The organism is Campylobacter sp. FOBRC14 (assembly GCF_000287855.1).
Lineage (GTDB): Bacteria > Campylobacterota > Campylobacteria > Campylobacterales > Campylobacteraceae > Campylobacter_A > Campylobacter_A curvus.
This window is the reverse complement of the sequence record NZ_ALJJ01000013.1, coordinates 20,393-36,577: the sequence shown is the minus strand read 5'-3', so window position 1 is coordinate 36,577 and position 16,185 is coordinate 20,393. Positions and strand designations below refer to the sequence as shown.

Sequence of the window (16,185 nt, the reverse complement as noted above, 5' to 3'; positions counted from 1 at the left end):
CTAAACCTTGAAAAAGGTCAAAAATTTAGCCGGACTAAGCAGAGCATTAAATACCCCAAGCGATACCGCCCAAGCGGTCATCACTATGTCTTTGTTATGAAATATGCACTCATAAACCGAGTATGAGAGTATGCTAAAAAGCGCCACTATCACGCCGCCAAAGAGCAGCACCAAAGCGCGCTTTAAATTTAGCTTCACTATTTTCATTTATTTTCCCCGATGCATTGCTTTATTAGATCCTCACACTGCAGGTAATAGATCATCAAAGCTTTATGGCTTTCGAAATTTCCTTTATTCAGCGGCTTATTTGGCATATTGGCGTCACATCTGACAGGCACGAGCACATCTTTATATATGATATGCGGCTCGACTACCTGACTCGCACAGCCGCTGAATAAAAGTAACGTTAGGTACATAAGTAGTAAAATTTTCATTTAAATAGCTCCTTGTAAGCCTTCAACTCCGCCTCACAGCTTTTGTTTTCGATATAAATTTTCTTTACCTTCGCAACTGCTGGCGGCTCTTTAGCTTTGGTCTTGATTTGCGCCGCTTGAATGGCTTCGTTTTGCAAAGCGATGTGAGCATTGCAAGCGTTTAGGTTGTTTGAGCTTGTCGCGTAGTCTTTTGTAAGTTGCTCTTGCCTCTCGTTGCAAGCTTTAAGCTCGCTACTTAAAAGAGAATTCACACTTTCAAGCTTTGAATTTTCCAAAAATAGATTTAGGCAGATAATGCCTATAAATGCAGCCAGCCCAAAGCCAAGAAAAGATGTGAATTTACTCGTTAAAAAGTCCATTTAAAACCCTTTTTGCACGATTAGGAGTTTGTTTAGCCCAAAGAGAATTTAGCCCGCTTTGATAAGCTTGGCGATATTCGCCGACTCTGATGTGATGAAGCGTAGTGACGAATTTTTTTACACCCGGCACTCCTATTTGATAACACATTTCTATTACCACGTCTTGTACGTTTTTTGGTTTGTCGGCAAGCCAAGAAAAGGTGTCAAATGCTTCACTTTTTAGCTTTTCAAGCTTCAAAATCAAAATTCTATCGGCTATCTCACGGCTCATCGGCTCGATCTTGCCGCCGTTTAGCGCCAGCTCATCACGTGTGAGCGAAGAGACCTTAAAGCCATATCCGACGGTCGGATAGCCTCTTGTGTCTTCATATACGTGGCTATCAAAGCCTTCGTTTTCTTTGATGCTTGAAAGTAGGCTCATTTTTCATTACTCCGTATCTTCATCTTTGTCTTGTGATGATTCGTTCTCATTTAAATTTTCAAACTCATCTTCTAACTCTTCTATCATTTTGCTTTGGATGTAGATCTGCGACTCATTCTCTTGTAGCTCTAAGACCGCCCCCTCTAAAAAGAGGTGGCCTTGTATGGATGAATTTTTCAAGGCCCTAAATTTCATTACGCTTTCTCCATCAAAGTTACCCATTTTTTGATGACAACTTGATAGTCGATAGAGACATCAAACACATACTTCAAAGCGCGCTCCTCTGCGTCATACCAGCGGTTGCGCCTGATGTCAAGCACCATACCAAGCACTAGGTTTTTTAGCGGGGTCGCCATATATACGCCCCTTGGCATCAGTGGCGTGACTTCTAGCGGGATACCTAAAATTTTCTTAGCTCCGCCCTCGATGAGATGTGAAACAGAGTTGAGTGCGGCTAGCTCTTTGTTGTATTCTTGTGCGTCAGCAGTGTTTATGAGGATCACGGCCTCGCTTGAAATGTCTGCATGGATAGCTTGCGCTAGCGTAGAAAGCCTGTCGCTGATTTTCTCAGTGCTAGCGTATGTCACCTTTGTTGTTTCGCTAGCATCTTTTGCTACTTGTATCCAGCCTTTGTGAAGTGTCTCGAAAGTATTGTTGTAGGTGTCGCTATTTCCCTTGAAGCCTAAAAGCGCCATATCGTTGCCAAATGCCGTAGCGAATTTTGAGAAAGTCTCGCTCTCGAAATTTGGGTTTGAGGCATTGTCGTCCAGTGCATCTTGGAGGATCCTCGCAAAGAGCTGAACGTCTTTTGCCTCAAGCTTTGCGCCCACTACGCCAAGTGCTGCACGTTGTGCCTCTGTAGGTTTTGAGCCGCTTGGTACGCGAACTAAAATGCCCTGAGCGATGTCCCATGCGTCAAGCTCTTTGCTTAGTTTGCCCATTTTTTCGACATGAATTTTGCTTAAAAAGCCGTTTTTCTCTTTGATGACATCAATGAAGTTATGCGCCTGCTCCGGCGTTAGCGATCCGCTTAGTGTTACGCCGGTAGCACTCATGCTAGCTTTTAAAATTTCATTTAGTCCGTTCATTATAGTATCCCTCCGCTTGCGCTGTTTTCAGATTTTTTTAACTCTTCGCTTTGTTTTGATTTGCTTAGCTCTTTATTTACGTCCTCTAACTTTGCGCTCAGTTCGTTTATTTGCTTGCTAAGCTCCTCGATTTTGGCGTTATTCGCCGCTTCGTTTTCGTTTAGCTGCGCTTTTACGAGCTCAGCGACTTCTTCTTTATTCATATTCTCTCCTTTGGATAAAATTTCGTCTTTATTCATATCTTTTGGCAAAAGCCCCTTTACTACCTCTTTGATAGTTTCAATAAGTCCTTTCGGCTCTATCTCTTCACTTTTGATAATGCCACTTCCATACATCGAAAGCCCCGAGAGCTGACCGCTTTTTATGAGGTTTCTTAAATTTTCATCTTCTATTTTTATGCCTACAGCCCAAGCTCCGACCTCGTCAAAAAATTCATCCTTGCTTTTGACGATCCAGCTTTCGCAGATATAAGCGTTTGCGATGTCGAAGTTATGATTTACATCTACGCAATAGCTAAGATCCGCGCGTTTCATGAAGTTATACGCAGCCTTTTTGATCTCTTCGCTGTTTGCGTAGTCTCCTTGGCTATCGACTTCGTCTGGTGCATAGACGATGCCATAAACCACACCTTGCTCTTCGTCGCTTTTTTCAAAATCTACGCGCAAGAGCTCGTCAAATTTCTCATCTTTGTAGATGATCTTTTTGTTATTTGCACCTGCTGCTACGAGTGAGATCAGCTTCACTTGCATATTGGTTATTTCTCTGGCCACTGGTTGCGACCTCCTTGCTTTTTGGTGGCATTTTGACAAAAAAACGAGTTTTAAAAAACCTAAATAGCACATATATGTCGTATTTAGCTGGAAATTGAAAAATTTTTTACGTAAAATTGAGCCAAACAAAAATAAAGGTAAAAAATGGACTTGATTTTTAAGGCGGCAAATGGCGGAAGCGATAGCTTTCAACTACGAGAAGAGAGCAAAGACGGTAATGGACTGATCGCGCCGTTTTTTGATTTTGACGCGCTACTTAATCTATTTTATGCAAACACCTTTCATCGACGCTGCATCCAGCTTAAAGCCTCGCTTCTTTCAAATATAGAAGACGGCTCTAGGCTTGAGGGGCAAAGCATGACGCCAAAAGAATTTTTATACGCCTTCATCTTAAATCTTGAAATTTTCGGCAACGCTTTTGTAGAAATCGCCGGCAAAAATCTTTATATATTGCCGTCTTTAGAGGGGCGGGTCGATGAAGTGCACGAAGTCTTTCAAGTCAAGAATGCTCGCAAGATCGCACTTACCGGAAAACATCTATATTATTACTCGCCAAGGAGTAGATTTTACGGCGAGCCTGATTATTTAGGCGCGCTCTTAAGCATTCTCACAAATCAAAAAGCCGATAGCTTCAATAACGCCTTTTTTGAAAACTCGGCACGTGCTGATACGGCTATCATATTTGAAAACTCTGAACCCGACGAGCAGCAGCTAAACACATTTAGAGAGTTTTTCGGCTCAAATTTCAAAGGCTATGATAAGGCGCATAAGACGATCGTAATGACGGCAGCTGGAGAAAACGCAAAGATCAGGATCGAAAATCTAAGCAAAACGGAAGACATCAGTTTCGAAAAGCTTAAAAATTTAAACCGCGACGAGATCATAGCCGCTCACGGTGTGCCACCAAGAATGCTAGGCATCATGAGTGCAGGGCAACTTGGAGGAAGTAGCGAAGTTGCTCAGCAGCTTCATAGCTTCAATGAACTCACCATCATACCAAAGCAAGAGCAGATTGAGTGGTTTTTCGACTCTATCGGCTATCCTATAAAGCTTAAATCCATCGATGTCAGTAGCTTCAAAGACGATAGCGAGCTGGTTACCGGGCTCGTTGCAAATGGAATTTTAAGCTTGAGTGAAGCAAGAGGAATTTTAGGATATGAAAAATAAAGCGATTTAAGACGTTTCAAGGCGTAAGGCGATAAAAGATACCAATAAAATCTTTTCGTTGAAATTGAAGCCGTTTTGAAGCTTTTTGAAGCGGGTTATAATAAAGGAGTAAAAGCGTTGCAAGAAATCATAAAAGAAATTCGCAGATATAACGCATTAAAAATGATAAGCGATGACGAGATTGTGCCGTATATTGAGATGGCTGAATTTGAGATGAGTAAATATAGCGTGGATAGCCTAAACGAGCTAAAGGCTGCGGCCTTTCTCACGCTCGCACTGCTAGGTCAAAAGCTGTGGCTAAAGGTTCAGCAGCGAGCTAACGAATATGACGAGAGCTTAGATACGTTTAAGGACGTGAGGCAGTGGGAGGAGTATTGGATGGATAAATTTTATAAGCTTACGACCAAGAAAAATACGAGCGGCTATCTTTATGCCGCTATTTAGGAGATATAATGAATAGGGATATAAACGAAAGGGAGCTTTTGGCGATATGCGAGGAGCTTATCAAAAAGCACGAGGATGATTATAAAATTTTCATATCCGAGCGAAGCTTTTTAAATCACGCTCAATATAAAGCGGTCTTAACCGTCATCGTCCCGATAAGCTCTGGCGAAACGACGCTAAAATCTCTAATGAGCCTAACGCCGCTTTTGGTATTTAAAAACTCGAGCGTAGATGCGACCGATGAGCGCGGTGTGGATATACTAAATTTTGATTTCACGCTCGATTACTTCGTATCGTCGAACATGGAGGAGTGATGGCGTATCAAAAACAGACCAAAGAGCTGATCGTAAATTTACTGGACTGCGGCTACTCTTTAAGCGAGTTAAGCAAGGAATACGGCATAAACATCACTACTCTTTCACGCTGGAAAAATCAAAACAAAAGCAAAGACGATGAGATCACGGCTGCAAATCTAAAAGCTCAAATAAAGCAGCTAAGTCATGGCAAAAGCACGGATAGCAAAGCCAAGCAAATCGCGATGCTAAGTGCCTCTCTTGCTCGTCTTGAAGGTGAAGCTCGTAAAAAAGAGAAGGTGAAAAATAAGAAAAAACCGCTTACGGTCATGAATGCCGACTATGAAAATTTAAAAGCAAAGGCGCTTGATGAGGGTGGGTTATTTAACTATCAAAAAGAGTTTTTAAACGACGCTTCACAGTTTCGCATCGTACTGAAATCTCGTCAGATAGGTTTTTCATATGTTAGTGGACTTGATGCCTTGCTTGGGGCTGTGGCTGGACGCAATCAGCTATTTATCAGTGCTAGCGAAGAGCAGGCTAAAATTTTACTTAGCTATCTTGATATGTGGAGCAATAAGCTTAATATTACATTTAATAAAGATAGCGAATACGAAAAAACGCTTGAAAATGGCGCTTATATCAAGGTTTTGGCGCATAACTTCCGCTCAGCTCAAGGCTTTACGGGCGATGTTTGGATGGATGAGTTTGCTTGGTATGCAAATCAAAAACGTATCTGGCATGCAATGGTGCCAAGTATCGGAGCGGTCGCGGGCAGGCTCACTATCCTCTCTACTCCGTTTGAAGAAAACAGCCTGTTTCACGAGCTTTTTAGCGATGAAGTAAAATATTATATGTTCTCACGCCACCGCGTGGATATTTACCGCGCGATAGACGACGGACTGAATTTCGATCTTGAAACTATGAGAGCACTCTTTGACGCCGATACGTGGGCGAGTGCTTATGAGTGCGTATTCATAGACGATGAAAATGCCCTGCTTAGTGTCGAGCTCATCAAAAGCTGCATCAAGGATTACCGCGTAACCTTGCCACCTAAAAACGTGCCACAATATGCAGGCTTTGACGTGGGACGCACAAAGGATCGTAGCGTGCATATCAGTGTTTTTGATGATAACGGCATCAAAAGTCTTTGTGTATATGATGTGCTTGCTAAGGCAAGCTTTGAGGCACAAGAGCAGCTACTCATAGATTTTTTGCGTCTTAACCCACTAGCTATGCAAAAGATAGACAAGACTGGTATCGGTATGCCGGTAGCCGAGCGGCTTAAAAGGCACTTCCCATCGCGCGTACAAGGTGTGTATTTTACAGCTAGTAGTAAAGAAGCGATGGCGTTAAATTTAAAAAAGCACTTTGAGGATAAAACGATCGTTATTCCAAATGATCCTGCCTTGATAGCCGATCTACACGCTATCAAGCGCAAAGCCGGAGCCAAAAGCTTTACTTATGACAGCGACCGCAACGAGCACGGACACGCCGATCGCTTTTGGGCTTTGGCGCTTGCACTTAGTTATTTTGAGAAAGTTAGGGACAGAAGGGGTAAGGCGTATATTATTTGATTCGATATTATTACAGATTTTGTTCTAAAACGCTAAACATATATGCTGCGCCTAAAGGCATTTTAAGCCACTCTAATTTATTTTTATAGACATCAAAAAATATTTTTTCAAACTCATTATCATTTAGCTCTAAAAATGATTTTGCTATCTTTATCCATCCTGTCATTGTGATAAAGCCACTTTGAGGCCTAAAATACTCAATATGTTCTTTGCCTTCATCGTCCCAATAATGCCAATTGTCGGCATCATTTAAGTTTAGCATGAAGATCTCAAAGGCTATTTCAAGCGCTTGTTCGTATCTTTTTTCACAGCAAAAGAAATCATGCAGAGCAGATTTTACATAAAAAATTTCACTAAAATCCATTTTATCATAAGCTCTTATAAGTGCTATATTTAACGCTCTAAAAATAATATCGTTCCTGGGAATATCGTTGCCAAATTCATCTTTTAATTGCTTCTTTGCAGCTACGATCTCTTTTTTAAACATTGACTCTATCTCGTCTATGTTTCTTTCTCCAAACGGAGTAATGCTTAAAATATAGTCAAACTGCTCTTTTTGCTCTTGTGTCATAGGTGTTTTTATGCCATCTTTAGTTCTTATAAAGACGAAATTTCCACACATTTTGCATTTAGTCTTTCTTAAAATATCTTTACCGAAGTCATTGTTGCAGTATGGACACAGCATAAACCTTCCTTTTTGATTGTAATTTTATCAAAAATCTATTTTTTATGCTTACTGTATTTATTTAAACTCTATTTTTACCTCTTGAATGATCTTTTGTCCAACATCTTGCGCAAAATCTTTTAACGCGCGATCTAGTCCGCCGGTTTGATAAATTTTTAAAGCATTGAGTAGATACGGATTTGCTTTTGTTCCCGGATGATTTACTTTTTTACCAAAAAATAGCCCGGCTTTCGTATTTGCCAGCGCCTTTTTATTCTTTGGTCTTATTATGTGTGCCTTGGTACCGCCATGGACATATTTAGCATACGGTACGGCCCTTGTTTGCGTTATCGTTACGCCACTGGCAGTAGCATTTCTTGCTTTTATGTCTCTCTTTAGTCGTCCGGTTACGATCGGTGCAGTTTTTTCTTTTGCTATATTTGCGATCTCGCTTCCAAGTCTGAAACTTAAATTTTTAAGTTCTTTGTCAAAATTTCTCATTTTTTACCTTTGAATATCTCTTTTATCTTGATGAGCGCATCATAAAAAGAGCCCTCAAATTTTGTCTCTTTCACCGGCTCAAAGGCATCGTTTTCAAAGACGAACTCACAGATCTCACTCATTATCACATCCTCTTTTGCCGTCTTTAGATCCTCATCTCTTACGTCTATATCAAATATATACGCTATTTTGCCCTCGGGCGTTATTTTATAGATACCAAATCCGTAATCAGGAGTACTTTTTGTATAGGCTGGTACTTGATCGTAGTCCTCGAGCCCTTTTAGCCTTATCTCCCAGTCAATGTCTTCGTAAATATATATGTGAAATTGTCTCTTTGCCATTTGATGATCTCTTTTTTGCCGACCTCGGCGTTATTGTTGAAATAGTTTTTTAAGTTGTCCTTGTTTTGTTTGTCTCGCGGCCTATACGCACTTACGATATTTTCGCCATCAAGCACCATGAAAAGCCCGTTTTGAGTCTTTGCAATAAGCTTGTTTTTCTCACCTCTTTTAGGTGAAATTTCAACGATAGAATTTAGCCCCTTTATTATATCGCTTTTGCTTACATCTTTGTGCTTTTTGAATATATGAGCGTTGCTAGCCTTTAGCACCCTCTCGACCCCGATCTTATCGATATGCCTTATCGTCTCGTCATTTGAAATAGGCGATGTGTTTCTCATCTTTACACCACCGACTTCTTCTTCATCTATCCACACAGGCACGACCTCGGTGCGACATCTGAAATGATACGGAGGCAAACCAAAATCAGATGACATTTTATCGCTTTTACCAAGATACGGTTGTGTTCTCCACACGGCTGCCGCCTTTTTATCGGCTAGATTAGCAGCGTTTAAGATATTGCTTGCTTGTGCTTCAAGATGAGCTGCTTCTATGATACGCCCGTGCATCGAGCGGCAAATCTGAGTAGTGCGCGCATCCATCACGGCGAGGACTTTATAATACTTCACGCCATGCTTTGCTCCCTGCGTTATGGTCGCGACATTGCCAGCTTGCAAGCTTATATGATCGCTCACCCCTTGAAAATACCGCTCATCAGCGTTTATTATAGAGCCAAATTCATCTTTCAAGCGAGGAGCTATCTCGTCAAAGGCTATTTCGCCTGTAAAGACCTTTTCGATGCTATCCTTTAGCCTATCTTGCAAGCTTTTATTATATTCTTTACCCATCCAGTAAAAGCCTTTTCGCATCGCGTCTATCGCCTGGGCATCCACTGCGTCAAATGCAAAATCTATCTTTTTGCCTAAATTTGCAGCTACTTTTTTGACCGCCTCTTTGGCGAGCAAAGTATAGATCGCTTCAAGATCTTTTGGTAAAACGTTTAAATTTGCGCTCTTACATTTGTCCATGAGTAGCTTTTTAAGCACTTCAATATCCACCATCTCCGAGCAAAGCGCTAAAATTTCATCCGTGATCTGCTCTAAGGCTTCTACTTGCTGCGTCGTATAGTTTGCTAAAAGCGTTTTTAGATCGCCACGTGATTTTAAAATTTTATATCTTGCGAGGGTTTTTATAAGATTTATTCTCATTTTTCACCCTCGATCTTATCGATATATTCTACGTATTCGACTAAGTCTTTGTCTTTTATCGGCTTTTCTTCGGTGAGCCAGCCATAGCCGCACCTACTACACTTTCTCATGCGTATATTTTTTAGCCCTTTTATCGTTTTTATTACGGTCGTTTTATCGCTTGCACATTTTGGACAAAGCATTATTTCTCCATCTTCTTTAAAGCTATTAATACCTTTGATGCCTCGGTTTTCTTCAAATATTCGATTTTTAGGTATAAATTTTTAGTTACTCTCTTTATAAAAAATAGCAAAGCCCGCATGCTTTCGTCTTTTGCTACCTTTTGCCACAAAACCTCGATAGCATAAATTTGGCTTGCGGTGGCAAATTCGCTAAGTTTAGCCTTTGGCTCCTCCTTGCCATTCATCACTGCAAGCACATTTACAAGCTCTTTTATGCTTAGCTTGGCCGAGCTTTTAACGCCCCAGTTTGCTAAAAAGTCCTGCCACGCATCGTTAGCTTTGGCGTGGCGATAAAATTCATGCGTGTGTATGATCGCCAATAATTGCTTTCTATAATTAATTTGTTTTTTAGTCATAGCCCCAGCCTCCACAATTCACGCTCCACGAATCCGCGGCTAAGCCCTGCACAACGTGCAAGTTTTGAAACATTGAGCTTGCCGTTTTTAAATTTATAAAAGCCCATATCGTAGCTAAGAGCATTTTGTAGTCTTGCCATCGCTTCGGCTTTTCTTTTGGTTGCTAGGTTATCAAGGTGGATGCGTTGCTTGGTTGTCATTTGAATGCCTTAGCCTATAAACTCGACATTCATAGTGATTTCTAGTCCGCAGATAAGTCCTGGTCTATCCAAATTCTCATAGCCATATGTTTTATTATCTATGCGATACCAGCAGCTTCTTTTGAGTTTATATTTCTTAGAAATATGGCTAAGCAGGATTTTTACATTATTGCTCGCATAATATTTTTCATTAAATTTATATGTAGCACCACCAGTTTTAAAGTAGTCCATATAAAAATTCCAAATTTTCATTTCTTATCCTTAAATTTTTAAACTCTTTAACAAGCTTTTAAATTTGCTTTAAAGGCTTGTTAAAGGGCTTTTGCCCTTTAATTTTGTACTTGCAAGCTCTCAAGCTTTGGCTGAATTCTAAAATTATCTTTCACCACGCGTTTTAGCCCAAGCCTTGCAAGATCAGCATCGTCAAGCTCGGCAAGCGCTTCTTTATTTGGTTTTTCTTCGTAGCTTATGCACTCTTTGCCTAGTCCAAAGGCTTTTATAGCGTTTAGCAGGCTTTCAAGCTTTGCAGCCACGCGCGGGATAGATACGCTTTTGCTTATGCGATAGCCTATCGTGCCAAATGTAAATTCTTTGCTGCGTTTCTCGGCGAATTCGGCTTTATTATCTTCACAAAAAAGCGTGATCTGCTGCTCGATGAAATTCTTCTCGTTTTCCAGCCTCTCGACCTCACTTTTGCGTGATTCTTTTATGCGGTTACACTCGAGTGTTACTTCGCCGTTGATTTTCTCTATGCCTACGCTTAGCTCGCAGACTCTTTTTAAGGCGTTATCAATATCACCAAAACTATTTATTTGCATGTTTTACTCCTCGTTTAAATTTTTATTGTTTGGAATCCTAAAACCCAGCATATAAAGCGGGACTATCCTTTTTATCATGGACTCCGGATGAGCCCTGCCTCTTAAAAAGTCTATGAAGTCTTGTTTGGTCTCTCTCATGGTCGTGTGGCACCAAACACCGCTTATGCCTATATACTCCCAGTACCAAAGTAGCTCGTCTTCCAGGAAATAATCTTCATTGAGATCATTACCCGGTTGATAAAAGCTTTTGCCTTTTTCGTAGTTATATATCATCTCTTCAGTTATCAGCGTGCCGCCTTTTTTGGCTATGCTTTTACCCTCGAAACTTCGTTTGAATACCATATCGCCTGTTTTGAATCTGCACGTTTTTGGCTTAAAATCCGGCTTTATTCGGTATTCGAAAAAATCAAAATTCCATCCGTCATCAGTATGATCACTCCAATCATCGCGAGTGTCGCCTTTTTCTCTAAACTGCACATCCTTACCGTCGATAAAAGCTTGCATGATCTTGATTTGTTGCTTTACGCTTTCTTCCAATGTCATCTCTTCTCCTCTCTAAAATTTTAAATTTCTGTGCGAATCTCGCTTTACAAACGTATCCATAAAGAGTAGCGACAGCTAAATTTTGCTTTGCTCTCTTTACGATCCGCACCCTCATTTTTCACTCAAACAGACTAAATTTAAGCTCCGTGATGCCAAGCTCACGGGCGTAGTCTCTCTCCTCTTGCATACCACGACTTTTGTCGCTAAATTTGCACGGATGAAAGTAATAATAGCTACACACCGAAAGTAGCTCTAAGCAAGCTTTCATCACATCTTCGCGTTCAAGCTCGCTGTACACATCCATGAAAGCAAGCACCGGGCTGATCGGCTCATAACCGTTTTGCCTGACGATGCTGCAAGCCTCGAGCGCAAACTGGCGCGCATAGTAATTCCTGTCTCTGTCCTTGCACTCAATGCTCGCGTAAGGCGTTGAGACGAACACAAGTCTCGCACTTCTCATTGATTTTTTCCTTTCTTAAAATTTGACTTTATAGGAAGCTTCGTAAAGCTCCCGAAAAATCAAATATTTATCTGGCCACCATATCAACGACAAGGCCATTATCAAGGCGGATTATGAACTCGCCCACCGCCTTGAAATAAGCGTTTGAATAATTAGCCCTGACGCCTCTTATCAGGCTCGCTCTTTTGACACCAAACGGCGCACCGCTTTGAGAAAAGGCTATCTCAAATCCTTTTCTTGTCATACTGCTTACGAAATCCACGATCTCGTTTAGTTTTTTTGCTTGTGTTTGTTCTATTGCTCTTATCATCTCTTACCCCTTGAAGTGATATAAACTAGATTTGCCGACACCTTTTCGTTATAGCCAAGCATTAAATTTAAGGCTGTTTTTTCATAAAGCCTTGCATTGTCGCACTCTGCAAGATATTCACTCACGTCTTCACTTATCCCGTTTAGTTTGCCGATGTTTAAAAGCTCGTCATGGCTTAATGTCATTTGCGGTGAGTAGGTGAAGCGGCTTTGCAAATACCCGCCAAGCCCATCGATGCGTGTTCTTAGCGTATCAAGTCCTGCGGCTATGACCGTGATACCCAAATCTTTACGTCTGCTAAACTCATATATTTCACGTAAAAGCTCAAATTTGCGCTCAAATGTGAGGTCATTGTCTCGCACAAATAGATCCGCCTCATCGATGATGATTAAACGCACCCCGCTTTTAGCGATCGTTTCGCAAAAAAGTTCAAATTTATCATCAGTATTGCCGCGCGGCCTTTCGCCTACTGCACGCAAAAGCTGGCTCATGAATGCACTCGCACTCAGGCTCTTTCTTGCCTTTACATATAGCCCACCAAGCTCTTTTACAACCATTTCGAGCAAAAATGTCTTACCCATCCCGCTTTCGCCGGTTATTAGCTCTAAAAAGCTGAATTTACTCTCCTTCATGCGTCTTATGCGCTCTTTTATCTTTTCCTGCGAAAGACTAAGCCAAATGTCGTTATCGCTGCTTTGTTTTGGCTGGTGCGCGGCTATTTGCTCGTCTAAAAAGGCATTAAGTTTGGCTTCATATAGCTCTTTTTTGCCGGAGTTATACTTGCCGTTAAGTAGCCCGCTAATAGTGCTCTCTCCTTTGTTTATCTGGCGTGCCAGCGTCTCTTGCGTTATGCCGTATTCACGGCAAACCTCAAATTTCTCTTTTAAAGTCATATATTCTCCTTTTACATAGCTTCAAGCAGGTCTTTATTACTCAAAGCTATTTTCTTGTTTAGTCTTTTATTTTTCTCATTTTTTACTTTGGTTTGATGAGCTACGCTACTGTGCGCGTTTATGGCATTTGGCTTAGCATAAAGCCCGTCGTAGTATTTGAAGGCCTCTCTTACAGCTTTTACTACCGCTTCGTTTCTGGCGATGCTTGCTCTTAGCGCCTCTTCGTCTCTTGGATCTATCCTGTTTATCAGTGTCGCCTCGCAAATGAGTAGATTTTTATCAATATCCACGATATTTACGCTATTTATCTCGTCTTGTTTGATCCTCACCTCGACCTTTTCGCCCGTAAATTTACTTAGCTTTGGATGTGAGTAGGTGCGTCTTTCGTCTTTTACCCTAAGTTTTACACACGAGTTTTTGACCTTTATTATGCGTCGCTCGCTGAAAATGTATTCAAGCGTCGTTTCGTCAAATATCGCTCTTGGCTTAGCGGCTAGTTTTTGCAAGAAACTATCCATCGGCACGATCTTTCTATCTTCATTGATATGCTCGTTCCACCATTTCACGGCTTTTTGGACGTAGGCTATGAACTTATCAAAATTTAAAGGATTAGCCTTTGCATATTCTTTGATGATCTCTTTTGTGCGGTTATCTTTGTGGTAGCTCGCCCCGCCGTTTTCAAACACGATCATCTCGCCCATACGTCTTTGTATGTGATTAAACATATTTTCGATCGGCTTTGCACGTGAGTTTCGCGGTTTTGCCTTTTTGTGCAGCATGGTTATTGGCAGATCATCAAAGTCTTTAAATTTTATGCCGCTAAGATCACTTCTTACCTGCGTTATGTATTTGCTAAGCTCTGGTTTGCCGTTATCTGTATATATGGCATCTGGCACGCCAAATTTCACTGCCATTTTTAGGCTATTACCTATGCAAAATTTATTATATTTGCCAAATGTGATGTCTATGCCTATTATCGCACCGCTTCCCATATCTATCCACACATATGCGTTTGGATTTACCACCTCGCCTGCCGGGCATATCGCATCAAAATCAAATACTATCTGATCGCCGCAAACTAGCTCTAAGCTCTCATAGCAGTTTAGATCTCTTAGCACAAATGGCGCGATCTCGTTTCTAACACCTCGGTCGCCATTTACTGCTTTTAGCACGAGAGCTTTTATCTCGGGCGTGTCCGTTAGCCTCGCAAAGCTCTTATACGAGCCGATTTTAAGGGCGTTTTTCTCTGCATGGTCGGTAAGTTTTTCATAAATGAAGGTCTTTGAGGCAAGAGGATTATTTATCATCGCGGCCACCGCCCATTCTAGGGCACTCATGTCAAAGCTAGAACTTTTAAATTTAGCCTTGAAATCAATGCCAAGCTCGTCATCTACGACTTGGGCTTCATCTGTTTTTAAGATTTTCGCCCATTCATAAAGTGTTTTTAGACTCACGGCGTATTTGCCGGCTATACTTTTGCCCCAGATCGTCTTACTCATACCCTTTGGGCAGCTTTTTAGCTCACTCACTGCTTTTACTTTGTTCATACTTTCAAGATCCTTGATTTTTATTTTTGGGGCTAAAATTTGGCTCGCGGAGGCGAGAGCTGTGTCGCTACACGCCATGTCGCTTGGCTTGGTATCGTTATTTTGACGAGTTGTGGCGCTCATACCCTCTTGTATAAATTTGCTATCACAGATACTAGGTAGATGATCGTCGTTGCAGCTAGCATAAATGCGCTCGCTACTATCCAAGCAAGATCCAGTATCGCATCCAAGATCGCTACTATCATCAGACAAGGCATCACAAGAGCTATCACCACAAGCCACGCTATGGCGTCTTCTATTATTTTCATCATTTGCCTTTAAATTTTGATTTGCCCTTTGGCTAGTCTGACACTCTTTTACTATTTCATCATCTAGCCAGATTTGAAGGGTTTTACCGCCCGCTCCACCACGGTTACCGTCAATATTCATAAACAGACAATTTTGTCTGTTTAAAGAGCAAAATTTTTTGCCTTGTTTGTTTGCACGCTGAACGGCTTTTTTAATGGCTTCATACTTTATGCCCAAAATTTCAGCCGCGTTTTTGCTATCTACCCACACTTAGGCTACCTTTATGCCGTCTTTCTTGAATATCTTTTGAGCTTTTTTACTGACAAAACCCTTATAAAGGCTCGTTAGGCTTAACCCATTTATTTCGCAATAGCTTTTTAGGTCATATTTTGTTGCTTTTTTGACCGCTTTGGCTATGGTTTGCTTTTCCATTTTTACTCTCCTGATCCTCATATTGAGGGGAAATTTCCATATTAAGGAAATTTCTAAGTTTTTTAGCTATTATTTCTAAAATTGTTTTGAAATTATACGACAATCTTGTCTGATTGTCAAGGGGTAAAACATGAATTTAGGACAGAAAATTCGTTTATTGCGAGAAGAACAAGGATTGACACAGCAAGAATTGGCAATTAAAGCAGGTATTTCAGATAAAACAATTCAAAGATACGAAAAAGCAGATGATGAAAACCTAACAACAAATATAATAAAAAAGATAGCGCTTGGGCTAGGTATTTCTACTGATTTTTTGACACAAGGAAATATATCAACTAAAAATGTCCCCCAATATGTCCCGCAATCTAAAATTTTGTCCCCCAATATGTCCCGCAATCAAGACGGCTTTAAAGGTCATGAGCTGGAACAGCTTCAGCGTGATCAGATATTCATAAGACAACTTAGCTCCAATGTAGGCGCAGGCGAAAGCGTCGATATAGACGGCGTAGAAGTATATGACACGGAGGTTTTGATACCGTTTTCAAAGATGCTTTTTAGACTAAAGCCTGATGTGGAAAAGTTGCGTTGCATGCGTGTGAGCGGCTATTCTATGATACCTATGCTTTACCCTGATAGCTGGGTCATCGCCGATATAAATAAAGAATTTAAAGGCGATGGGCTATATATTATAAACTACTCGGGCAATTTTATGGTAAAACTACTGCAAAAGGCGCCGGATGGCACACTTGAGATCATCAGTATCAATAAGGAATATAAAAGCTACGAGATAGGGCCTGATGACGATACACAAGCTTATATCATCGGTAAGGTTTTAAGGTGTGTGATATGATTG

At 41.0% G+C, this 16,185-nt stretch carries 27 protein-coding genes; 5 read left to right on the top strand and 22 right to left on the bottom strand.

The annotated features are described in order from the left end of the window. The 7 genes from HMPREF1139_RS06695 to HMPREF1139_RS06665 are packed head-to-tail and all read right to left on the bottom strand — an operon-like array spanning position 1 to position 3,072. On the bottom strand, positions 1-207 hold the full coding sequence (locus tag HMPREF1139_RS06695) for a hypothetical protein (RefSeq protein ID WP_009650638.1): 207 nt from the start codon (positions 205-207) through the stop codon (positions 1-3). Continuing rightward, a complete protein-coding gene (locus HMPREF1139_RS06690; RefSeq protein ID WP_009650650.1) occupies positions 204-434 on the bottom strand; it encodes a hypothetical protein in 231 nt (76 codons plus the stop codon). Before HMPREF1139_RS06690 ends, HMPREF1139_RS06695 begins: the two co-directional genes overlap by 4 nt. Further along, the gene (locus HMPREF1139_RS06685; RefSeq protein ID WP_009650599.1) at positions 431-793 is read right to left on the bottom strand and encodes a hypothetical protein; all 363 of its coding nucleotides are present in this window, start codon (positions 791-793) and stop codon (positions 431-433) included. The genes HMPREF1139_RS06690 and HMPREF1139_RS06685 overlap by 4 nt, the downstream gene beginning before the upstream one ends. Then, positions 774-1,214, bottom strand: a complete 441-nt coding sequence (locus tag HMPREF1139_RS06680; protein ID WP_009650621.1) for a glycoside hydrolase family protein — start codon at positions 1,212-1,214, stop codon at positions 774-776. Before HMPREF1139_RS06680 ends, HMPREF1139_RS06685 begins: the two co-directional genes overlap by 20 nt. Before the next feature lie 6 nt (positions 1,215-1,220). Then, the gene (locus HMPREF1139_RS06675; RefSeq protein ID WP_009650596.1) at positions 1,221-1,409 is read right to left on the bottom strand and encodes a hypothetical protein; all 189 of its coding nucleotides are present in this window, start codon (positions 1,407-1,409) and stop codon (positions 1,221-1,223) included. Next, complete coding sequence (locus tag HMPREF1139_RS06670) at positions 1,409-2,302, bottom strand: P2 family phage major capsid protein (protein ID WP_009650608.1); 894 nt, start codon at positions 2,300-2,302, stop codon at positions 1,409-1,411. The genes HMPREF1139_RS06675 and HMPREF1139_RS06670 overlap by 1 nt, the downstream gene beginning before the upstream one ends. After that, positions 2,302-3,072, bottom strand: coding sequence for an XkdF-like putative serine protease domain-containing protein (locus HMPREF1139_RS06665; RefSeq protein WP_009650634.1), 771 nt, complete (start codon positions 3,070-3,072; stop codon positions 2,302-2,304). Before HMPREF1139_RS06665 ends, HMPREF1139_RS06670 begins: the two co-directional genes overlap by 1 nt. Before the next feature lie 144 nt (positions 3,073-3,216). On the opposite strand from HMPREF1139_RS06665, the gene HMPREF1139_RS06660 reads away from it, so the two are divergent. The 4 genes from HMPREF1139_RS06660 (at position 3,217) to HMPREF1139_RS06645 (ending at position 6,553) form a co-directional block, all read left to right on the top strand. Continuing rightward, on the top strand, positions 3,217-4,239 hold the full coding sequence (locus HMPREF1139_RS06660; RefSeq protein ID WP_009650646.1) for a phage portal protein: 1,023 nt from the start codon (positions 3,217-3,219) through the stop codon (positions 4,237-4,239). A gap of 117 nt (positions 4,240-4,356) precedes the next feature. Beyond that, positions 4,357-4,683 (top strand): hypothetical protein, encoded by a 327-nt coding sequence (locus HMPREF1139_RS06655; protein ID WP_009650614.1) that lies wholly within the window; start codon positions 4,357-4,359, stop codon positions 4,681-4,683. 8 nt (positions 4,684-4,691) lie between these two features. After that, positions 4,692-4,997 carry a hypothetical protein gene (locus tag HMPREF1139_RS06650; RefSeq protein ID WP_009650632.1) on the top strand — a complete coding sequence of 102 codons (306 nt, stop codon included), beginning with the start codon at positions 4,692-4,694 and terminating at the stop codon, positions 4,995-4,997. Then, the gene (locus HMPREF1139_RS06645) at positions 4,997-6,553 is read left to right on the top strand and encodes a terminase large subunit domain-containing protein (RefSeq protein WP_009650622.1); all 1,557 of its coding nucleotides are present in this window, start codon (positions 4,997-4,999) and stop codon (positions 6,551-6,553) included. The genes HMPREF1139_RS06650 and HMPREF1139_RS06645 overlap by 1 nt, the downstream gene beginning before the upstream one ends. Positions 6,554-6,563: 10 nt before the next feature. Here HMPREF1139_RS06645 and HMPREF1139_RS06640 read toward each other — a convergent pair whose 3' ends face one another. From HMPREF1139_RS06640 to HMPREF1139_RS11740, 15 genes are all read right to left on the bottom strand, one after another. Next, entirely contained in the window at positions 6,564-7,124 is a 561-nt protein-coding gene (locus HMPREF1139_RS06640; RefSeq protein WP_232209609.1) for a hypothetical protein, read from the bottom strand. A 171-nt stretch (positions 7,125-7,295) separates the two neighbouring features. Then, on the bottom strand, positions 7,296-7,718 hold the full coding sequence (locus HMPREF1139_RS06635; RefSeq protein ID WP_009650620.1) for a hypothetical protein: 423 nt from the start codon (positions 7,716-7,718) through the stop codon (positions 7,296-7,298). Continuing rightward, positions 7,715-8,059, bottom strand: a complete 345-nt coding sequence (locus tag HMPREF1139_RS06630) for a hypothetical protein (protein WP_034966268.1) — start codon at positions 8,057-8,059, stop codon at positions 7,715-7,717. Before HMPREF1139_RS06630 ends, HMPREF1139_RS06635 begins: the two co-directional genes overlap by 4 nt. Further along, positions 8,005-9,264, bottom strand: a complete 1,260-nt coding sequence (locus HMPREF1139_RS06625; RefSeq protein WP_009650611.1) for a hypothetical protein — start codon at positions 9,262-9,264, stop codon at positions 8,005-8,007. Before HMPREF1139_RS06625 ends, HMPREF1139_RS06630 begins: the two co-directional genes overlap by 55 nt. Continuing rightward, positions 9,261-9,446, bottom strand: coding sequence for a hypothetical protein (locus HMPREF1139_RS06620; protein ID WP_009650598.1), 186 nt, complete (start codon positions 9,444-9,446; stop codon positions 9,261-9,263). Before HMPREF1139_RS06620 ends, HMPREF1139_RS06625 begins: the two co-directional genes overlap by 4 nt. Next, on the bottom strand, positions 9,446-9,805 hold the full coding sequence (locus HMPREF1139_RS11120; RefSeq protein WP_009650648.1) for a phage protein GemA/Gp16 family protein: 360 nt from the start codon (positions 9,803-9,805) through the stop codon (positions 9,446-9,448). Before HMPREF1139_RS11120 ends, HMPREF1139_RS06620 begins: the two co-directional genes overlap by 1 nt. A gap of 32 nt (positions 9,806-9,837) precedes the next feature. Then, on the bottom strand, positions 9,838-10,041 hold the full coding sequence (locus HMPREF1139_RS06610; protein WP_009650615.1) for a hypothetical protein: 204 nt from the start codon (positions 10,039-10,041) through the stop codon (positions 9,838-9,840). 9 nt (positions 10,042-10,050) lie between these two features. Next, positions 10,051-10,293 (bottom strand): hypothetical protein, encoded by a 243-nt coding sequence (locus tag HMPREF1139_RS06605; RefSeq protein ID WP_009650624.1) that lies wholly within the window; start codon positions 10,291-10,293, stop codon positions 10,051-10,053. Between the two features lie 77 nt (positions 10,294-10,370). Beyond that, a complete protein-coding gene (locus tag HMPREF1139_RS06600; protein WP_009650644.1) occupies positions 10,371-10,859 on the bottom strand; it encodes a host-nuclease inhibitor Gam family protein in 489 nt (162 codons plus the stop codon). Positions 10,860-10,862: 3 nt separating this feature from the next. After that, positions 10,863-11,402: a hypothetical protein gene (locus HMPREF1139_RS06595; RefSeq protein ID WP_009650654.1), complete on the bottom strand. Its 540-nt coding sequence runs from the start codon at positions 11,400-11,402 to the stop codon at positions 10,863-10,865. A 118-nt stretch (positions 11,403-11,520) separates the two neighbouring features. Beyond that, a complete protein-coding gene (locus HMPREF1139_RS06590; protein ID WP_009650619.1) occupies positions 11,521-11,862 on the bottom strand; it encodes a DUF7768 domain-containing protein in 342 nt (113 codons plus the stop codon). Positions 11,863-11,929: 67 nt separating this feature from the next. Continuing rightward, positions 11,930-12,172, bottom strand: a complete 243-nt coding sequence (locus HMPREF1139_RS06585; RefSeq protein WP_009650612.1) for a hypothetical protein — start codon at positions 12,170-12,172, stop codon at positions 11,930-11,932. After that, positions 12,169-13,065, bottom strand: a complete 897-nt coding sequence (locus tag HMPREF1139_RS06580; protein WP_009650628.1) for an AAA family ATPase — start codon at positions 13,063-13,065, stop codon at positions 12,169-12,171. The genes HMPREF1139_RS06585 and HMPREF1139_RS06580 overlap by 4 nt, the downstream gene beginning before the upstream one ends. A gap of 11 nt (positions 13,066-13,076) precedes the next feature. Further along, on the bottom strand, positions 13,077-15,170 hold the full coding sequence (locus HMPREF1139_RS06575) for a Mu transposase C-terminal domain-containing protein (protein WP_009650635.1): 2,094 nt from the start codon (positions 15,168-15,170) through the stop codon (positions 13,077-13,079). Further along, positions 15,171-15,332, bottom strand: a complete 162-nt coding sequence (locus HMPREF1139_RS11740) for a hypothetical protein (RefSeq protein WP_009650616.1) — start codon at positions 15,330-15,332, stop codon at positions 15,171-15,173. A gap of 130 nt (positions 15,333-15,462) precedes the next feature. Here HMPREF1139_RS11740 and HMPREF1139_RS06570 point away from each other — a divergent pair, with 130 nt between their 5' ends. Further along, complete coding sequence (locus HMPREF1139_RS06570) at positions 15,463-16,182, top strand: XRE family transcriptional regulator (RefSeq protein ID WP_034966264.1); 720 nt, start codon at positions 15,463-15,465, stop codon at positions 16,180-16,182. Positions 16,183-16,185 lie beyond the last annotated feature (3 nt).

What these genes read in the sequence shown, in the direction of transcription:
- HMPREF1139_RS06695 (WP_009650638.1), bottom strand. Translation starts at nt 207, where the DNA reads ATGAAAATAGTGAAGCTAAATTTAAAGCGCGCTTTGGTGCTGCTCTTT.
- HMPREF1139_RS06690 (WP_009650650.1), bottom strand. Translation starts at nt 434, where the DNA reads ATGAAAATTTTACTACTTATGTACCTAACGTTACTTTTATTCAGCGGC.
- HMPREF1139_RS06685 (WP_009650599.1), bottom strand. Translation starts at nt 793, where the DNA reads ATGGACTTTTTAACGAGTAAATTCACATCTTTTCTTGGCTTTGGGCTG.
- HMPREF1139_RS06680 (WP_009650621.1), bottom strand. Translation starts at nt 1,214, where the DNA reads ATGAGCCTACTTTCAAGCATCAAAGAAAACGAAGGCTTTGATAGCCAC.
- HMPREF1139_RS06675 (WP_009650596.1), bottom strand. Translation starts at nt 1,409, where the DNA reads ATGAAATTTAGGGCCTTGAAAAATTCATCCATACAAGGCCACCTCTTT.
- HMPREF1139_RS06670 (WP_009650608.1), bottom strand. Translation starts at nt 2,302, where the DNA reads ATGAACGGACTAAATGAAATTTTAAAAGCTAGCATGAGTGCTACCGGC.
- HMPREF1139_RS06660 (WP_009650646.1), top strand. Translation starts at nt 3,217, where the DNA reads ATGGACTTGATTTTTAAGGCGGCAAATGGCGGAAGCGATAGCTTTCAA.
- HMPREF1139_RS06650 (WP_009650632.1), top strand. Translation starts at nt 4,692, where the DNA reads ATGAATAGGGATATAAACGAAAGGGAGCTTTTGGCGATATGCGAGGAG.
- HMPREF1139_RS06645 (WP_009650622.1), top strand. Translation starts at nt 4,997, where the DNA reads ATGGCGTATCAAAAACAGACCAAAGAGCTGATCGTAAATTTACTGGAC.
- HMPREF1139_RS06640 (WP_232209609.1), bottom strand. Translation starts at nt 7,124, where the DNA reads ATGACACAAGAGCAAAAAGAGCAGTTTGACTATATTTTAAGCATTACT.
- HMPREF1139_RS06635 (WP_009650620.1), bottom strand. Translation starts at nt 7,718, where the DNA reads ATGAGAAATTTTGACAAAGAACTTAAAAATTTAAGTTTCAGACTTGGA.
- HMPREF1139_RS06630 (WP_034966268.1), bottom strand. Translation starts at nt 8,059, where the DNA reads ATGGCAAAGAGACAATTTCACATATATATTTACGAAGACATTGACTGG.
- HMPREF1139_RS06625 (WP_009650611.1), bottom strand. Translation starts at nt 9,264, where the DNA reads ATGAGAATAAATCTTATAAAAACCCTCGCAAGATATAAAATTTTAAAA.
- HMPREF1139_RS06620 (WP_009650598.1), bottom strand. Translation starts at nt 9,446, where the DNA reads ATGCTTTGTCCAAAATGTGCAAGCGATAAAACGACCGTAATAAAAACG.
- HMPREF1139_RS06610 (WP_009650615.1), bottom strand. Translation starts at nt 10,041, where the DNA reads ATGACAACCAAGCAACGCATCCACCTTGATAACCTAGCAACCAAAAGA.
- HMPREF1139_RS06605 (WP_009650624.1), bottom strand. Translation starts at nt 10,293, where the DNA reads ATGAAAATTTGGAATTTTTATATGGACTACTTTAAAACTGGTGGTGCT.
- HMPREF1139_RS06600 (WP_009650644.1), bottom strand. Translation starts at nt 10,859, where the DNA reads ATGCAAATAAATAGTTTTGGTGATATTGATAACGCCTTAAAAAGAGTC.
- HMPREF1139_RS06595 (WP_009650654.1), bottom strand. Translation starts at nt 11,402, where the DNA reads ATGACATTGGAAGAAAGCGTAAAGCAACAAATCAAGATCATGCAAGCT.
- HMPREF1139_RS06590 (WP_009650619.1), bottom strand. Translation starts at nt 11,862, where the DNA reads ATGAGAAGTGCGAGACTTGTGTTCGTCTCAACGCCTTACGCGAGCATT.
- HMPREF1139_RS06585 (WP_009650612.1), bottom strand. Translation starts at nt 12,172, where the DNA reads ATGATAAGAGCAATAGAACAAACACAAGCAAAAAAACTAAACGAGATC.
- HMPREF1139_RS06580 (WP_009650628.1), bottom strand. Translation starts at nt 13,065, where the DNA reads ATGACTTTAAAAGAGAAATTTGAGGTTTGCCGTGAATACGGCATAACG.
- HMPREF1139_RS11740 (WP_009650616.1), bottom strand. Translation starts at nt 15,332, where the DNA reads ATGGAAAAGCAAACCATAGCCAAAGCGGTCAAAAAAGCAACAAAATAT.
- HMPREF1139_RS06570 (WP_034966264.1), top strand. Translation starts at nt 15,463, where the DNA reads ATGAATTTAGGACAGAAAATTCGTTTATTGCGAGAAGAACAAGGATTG.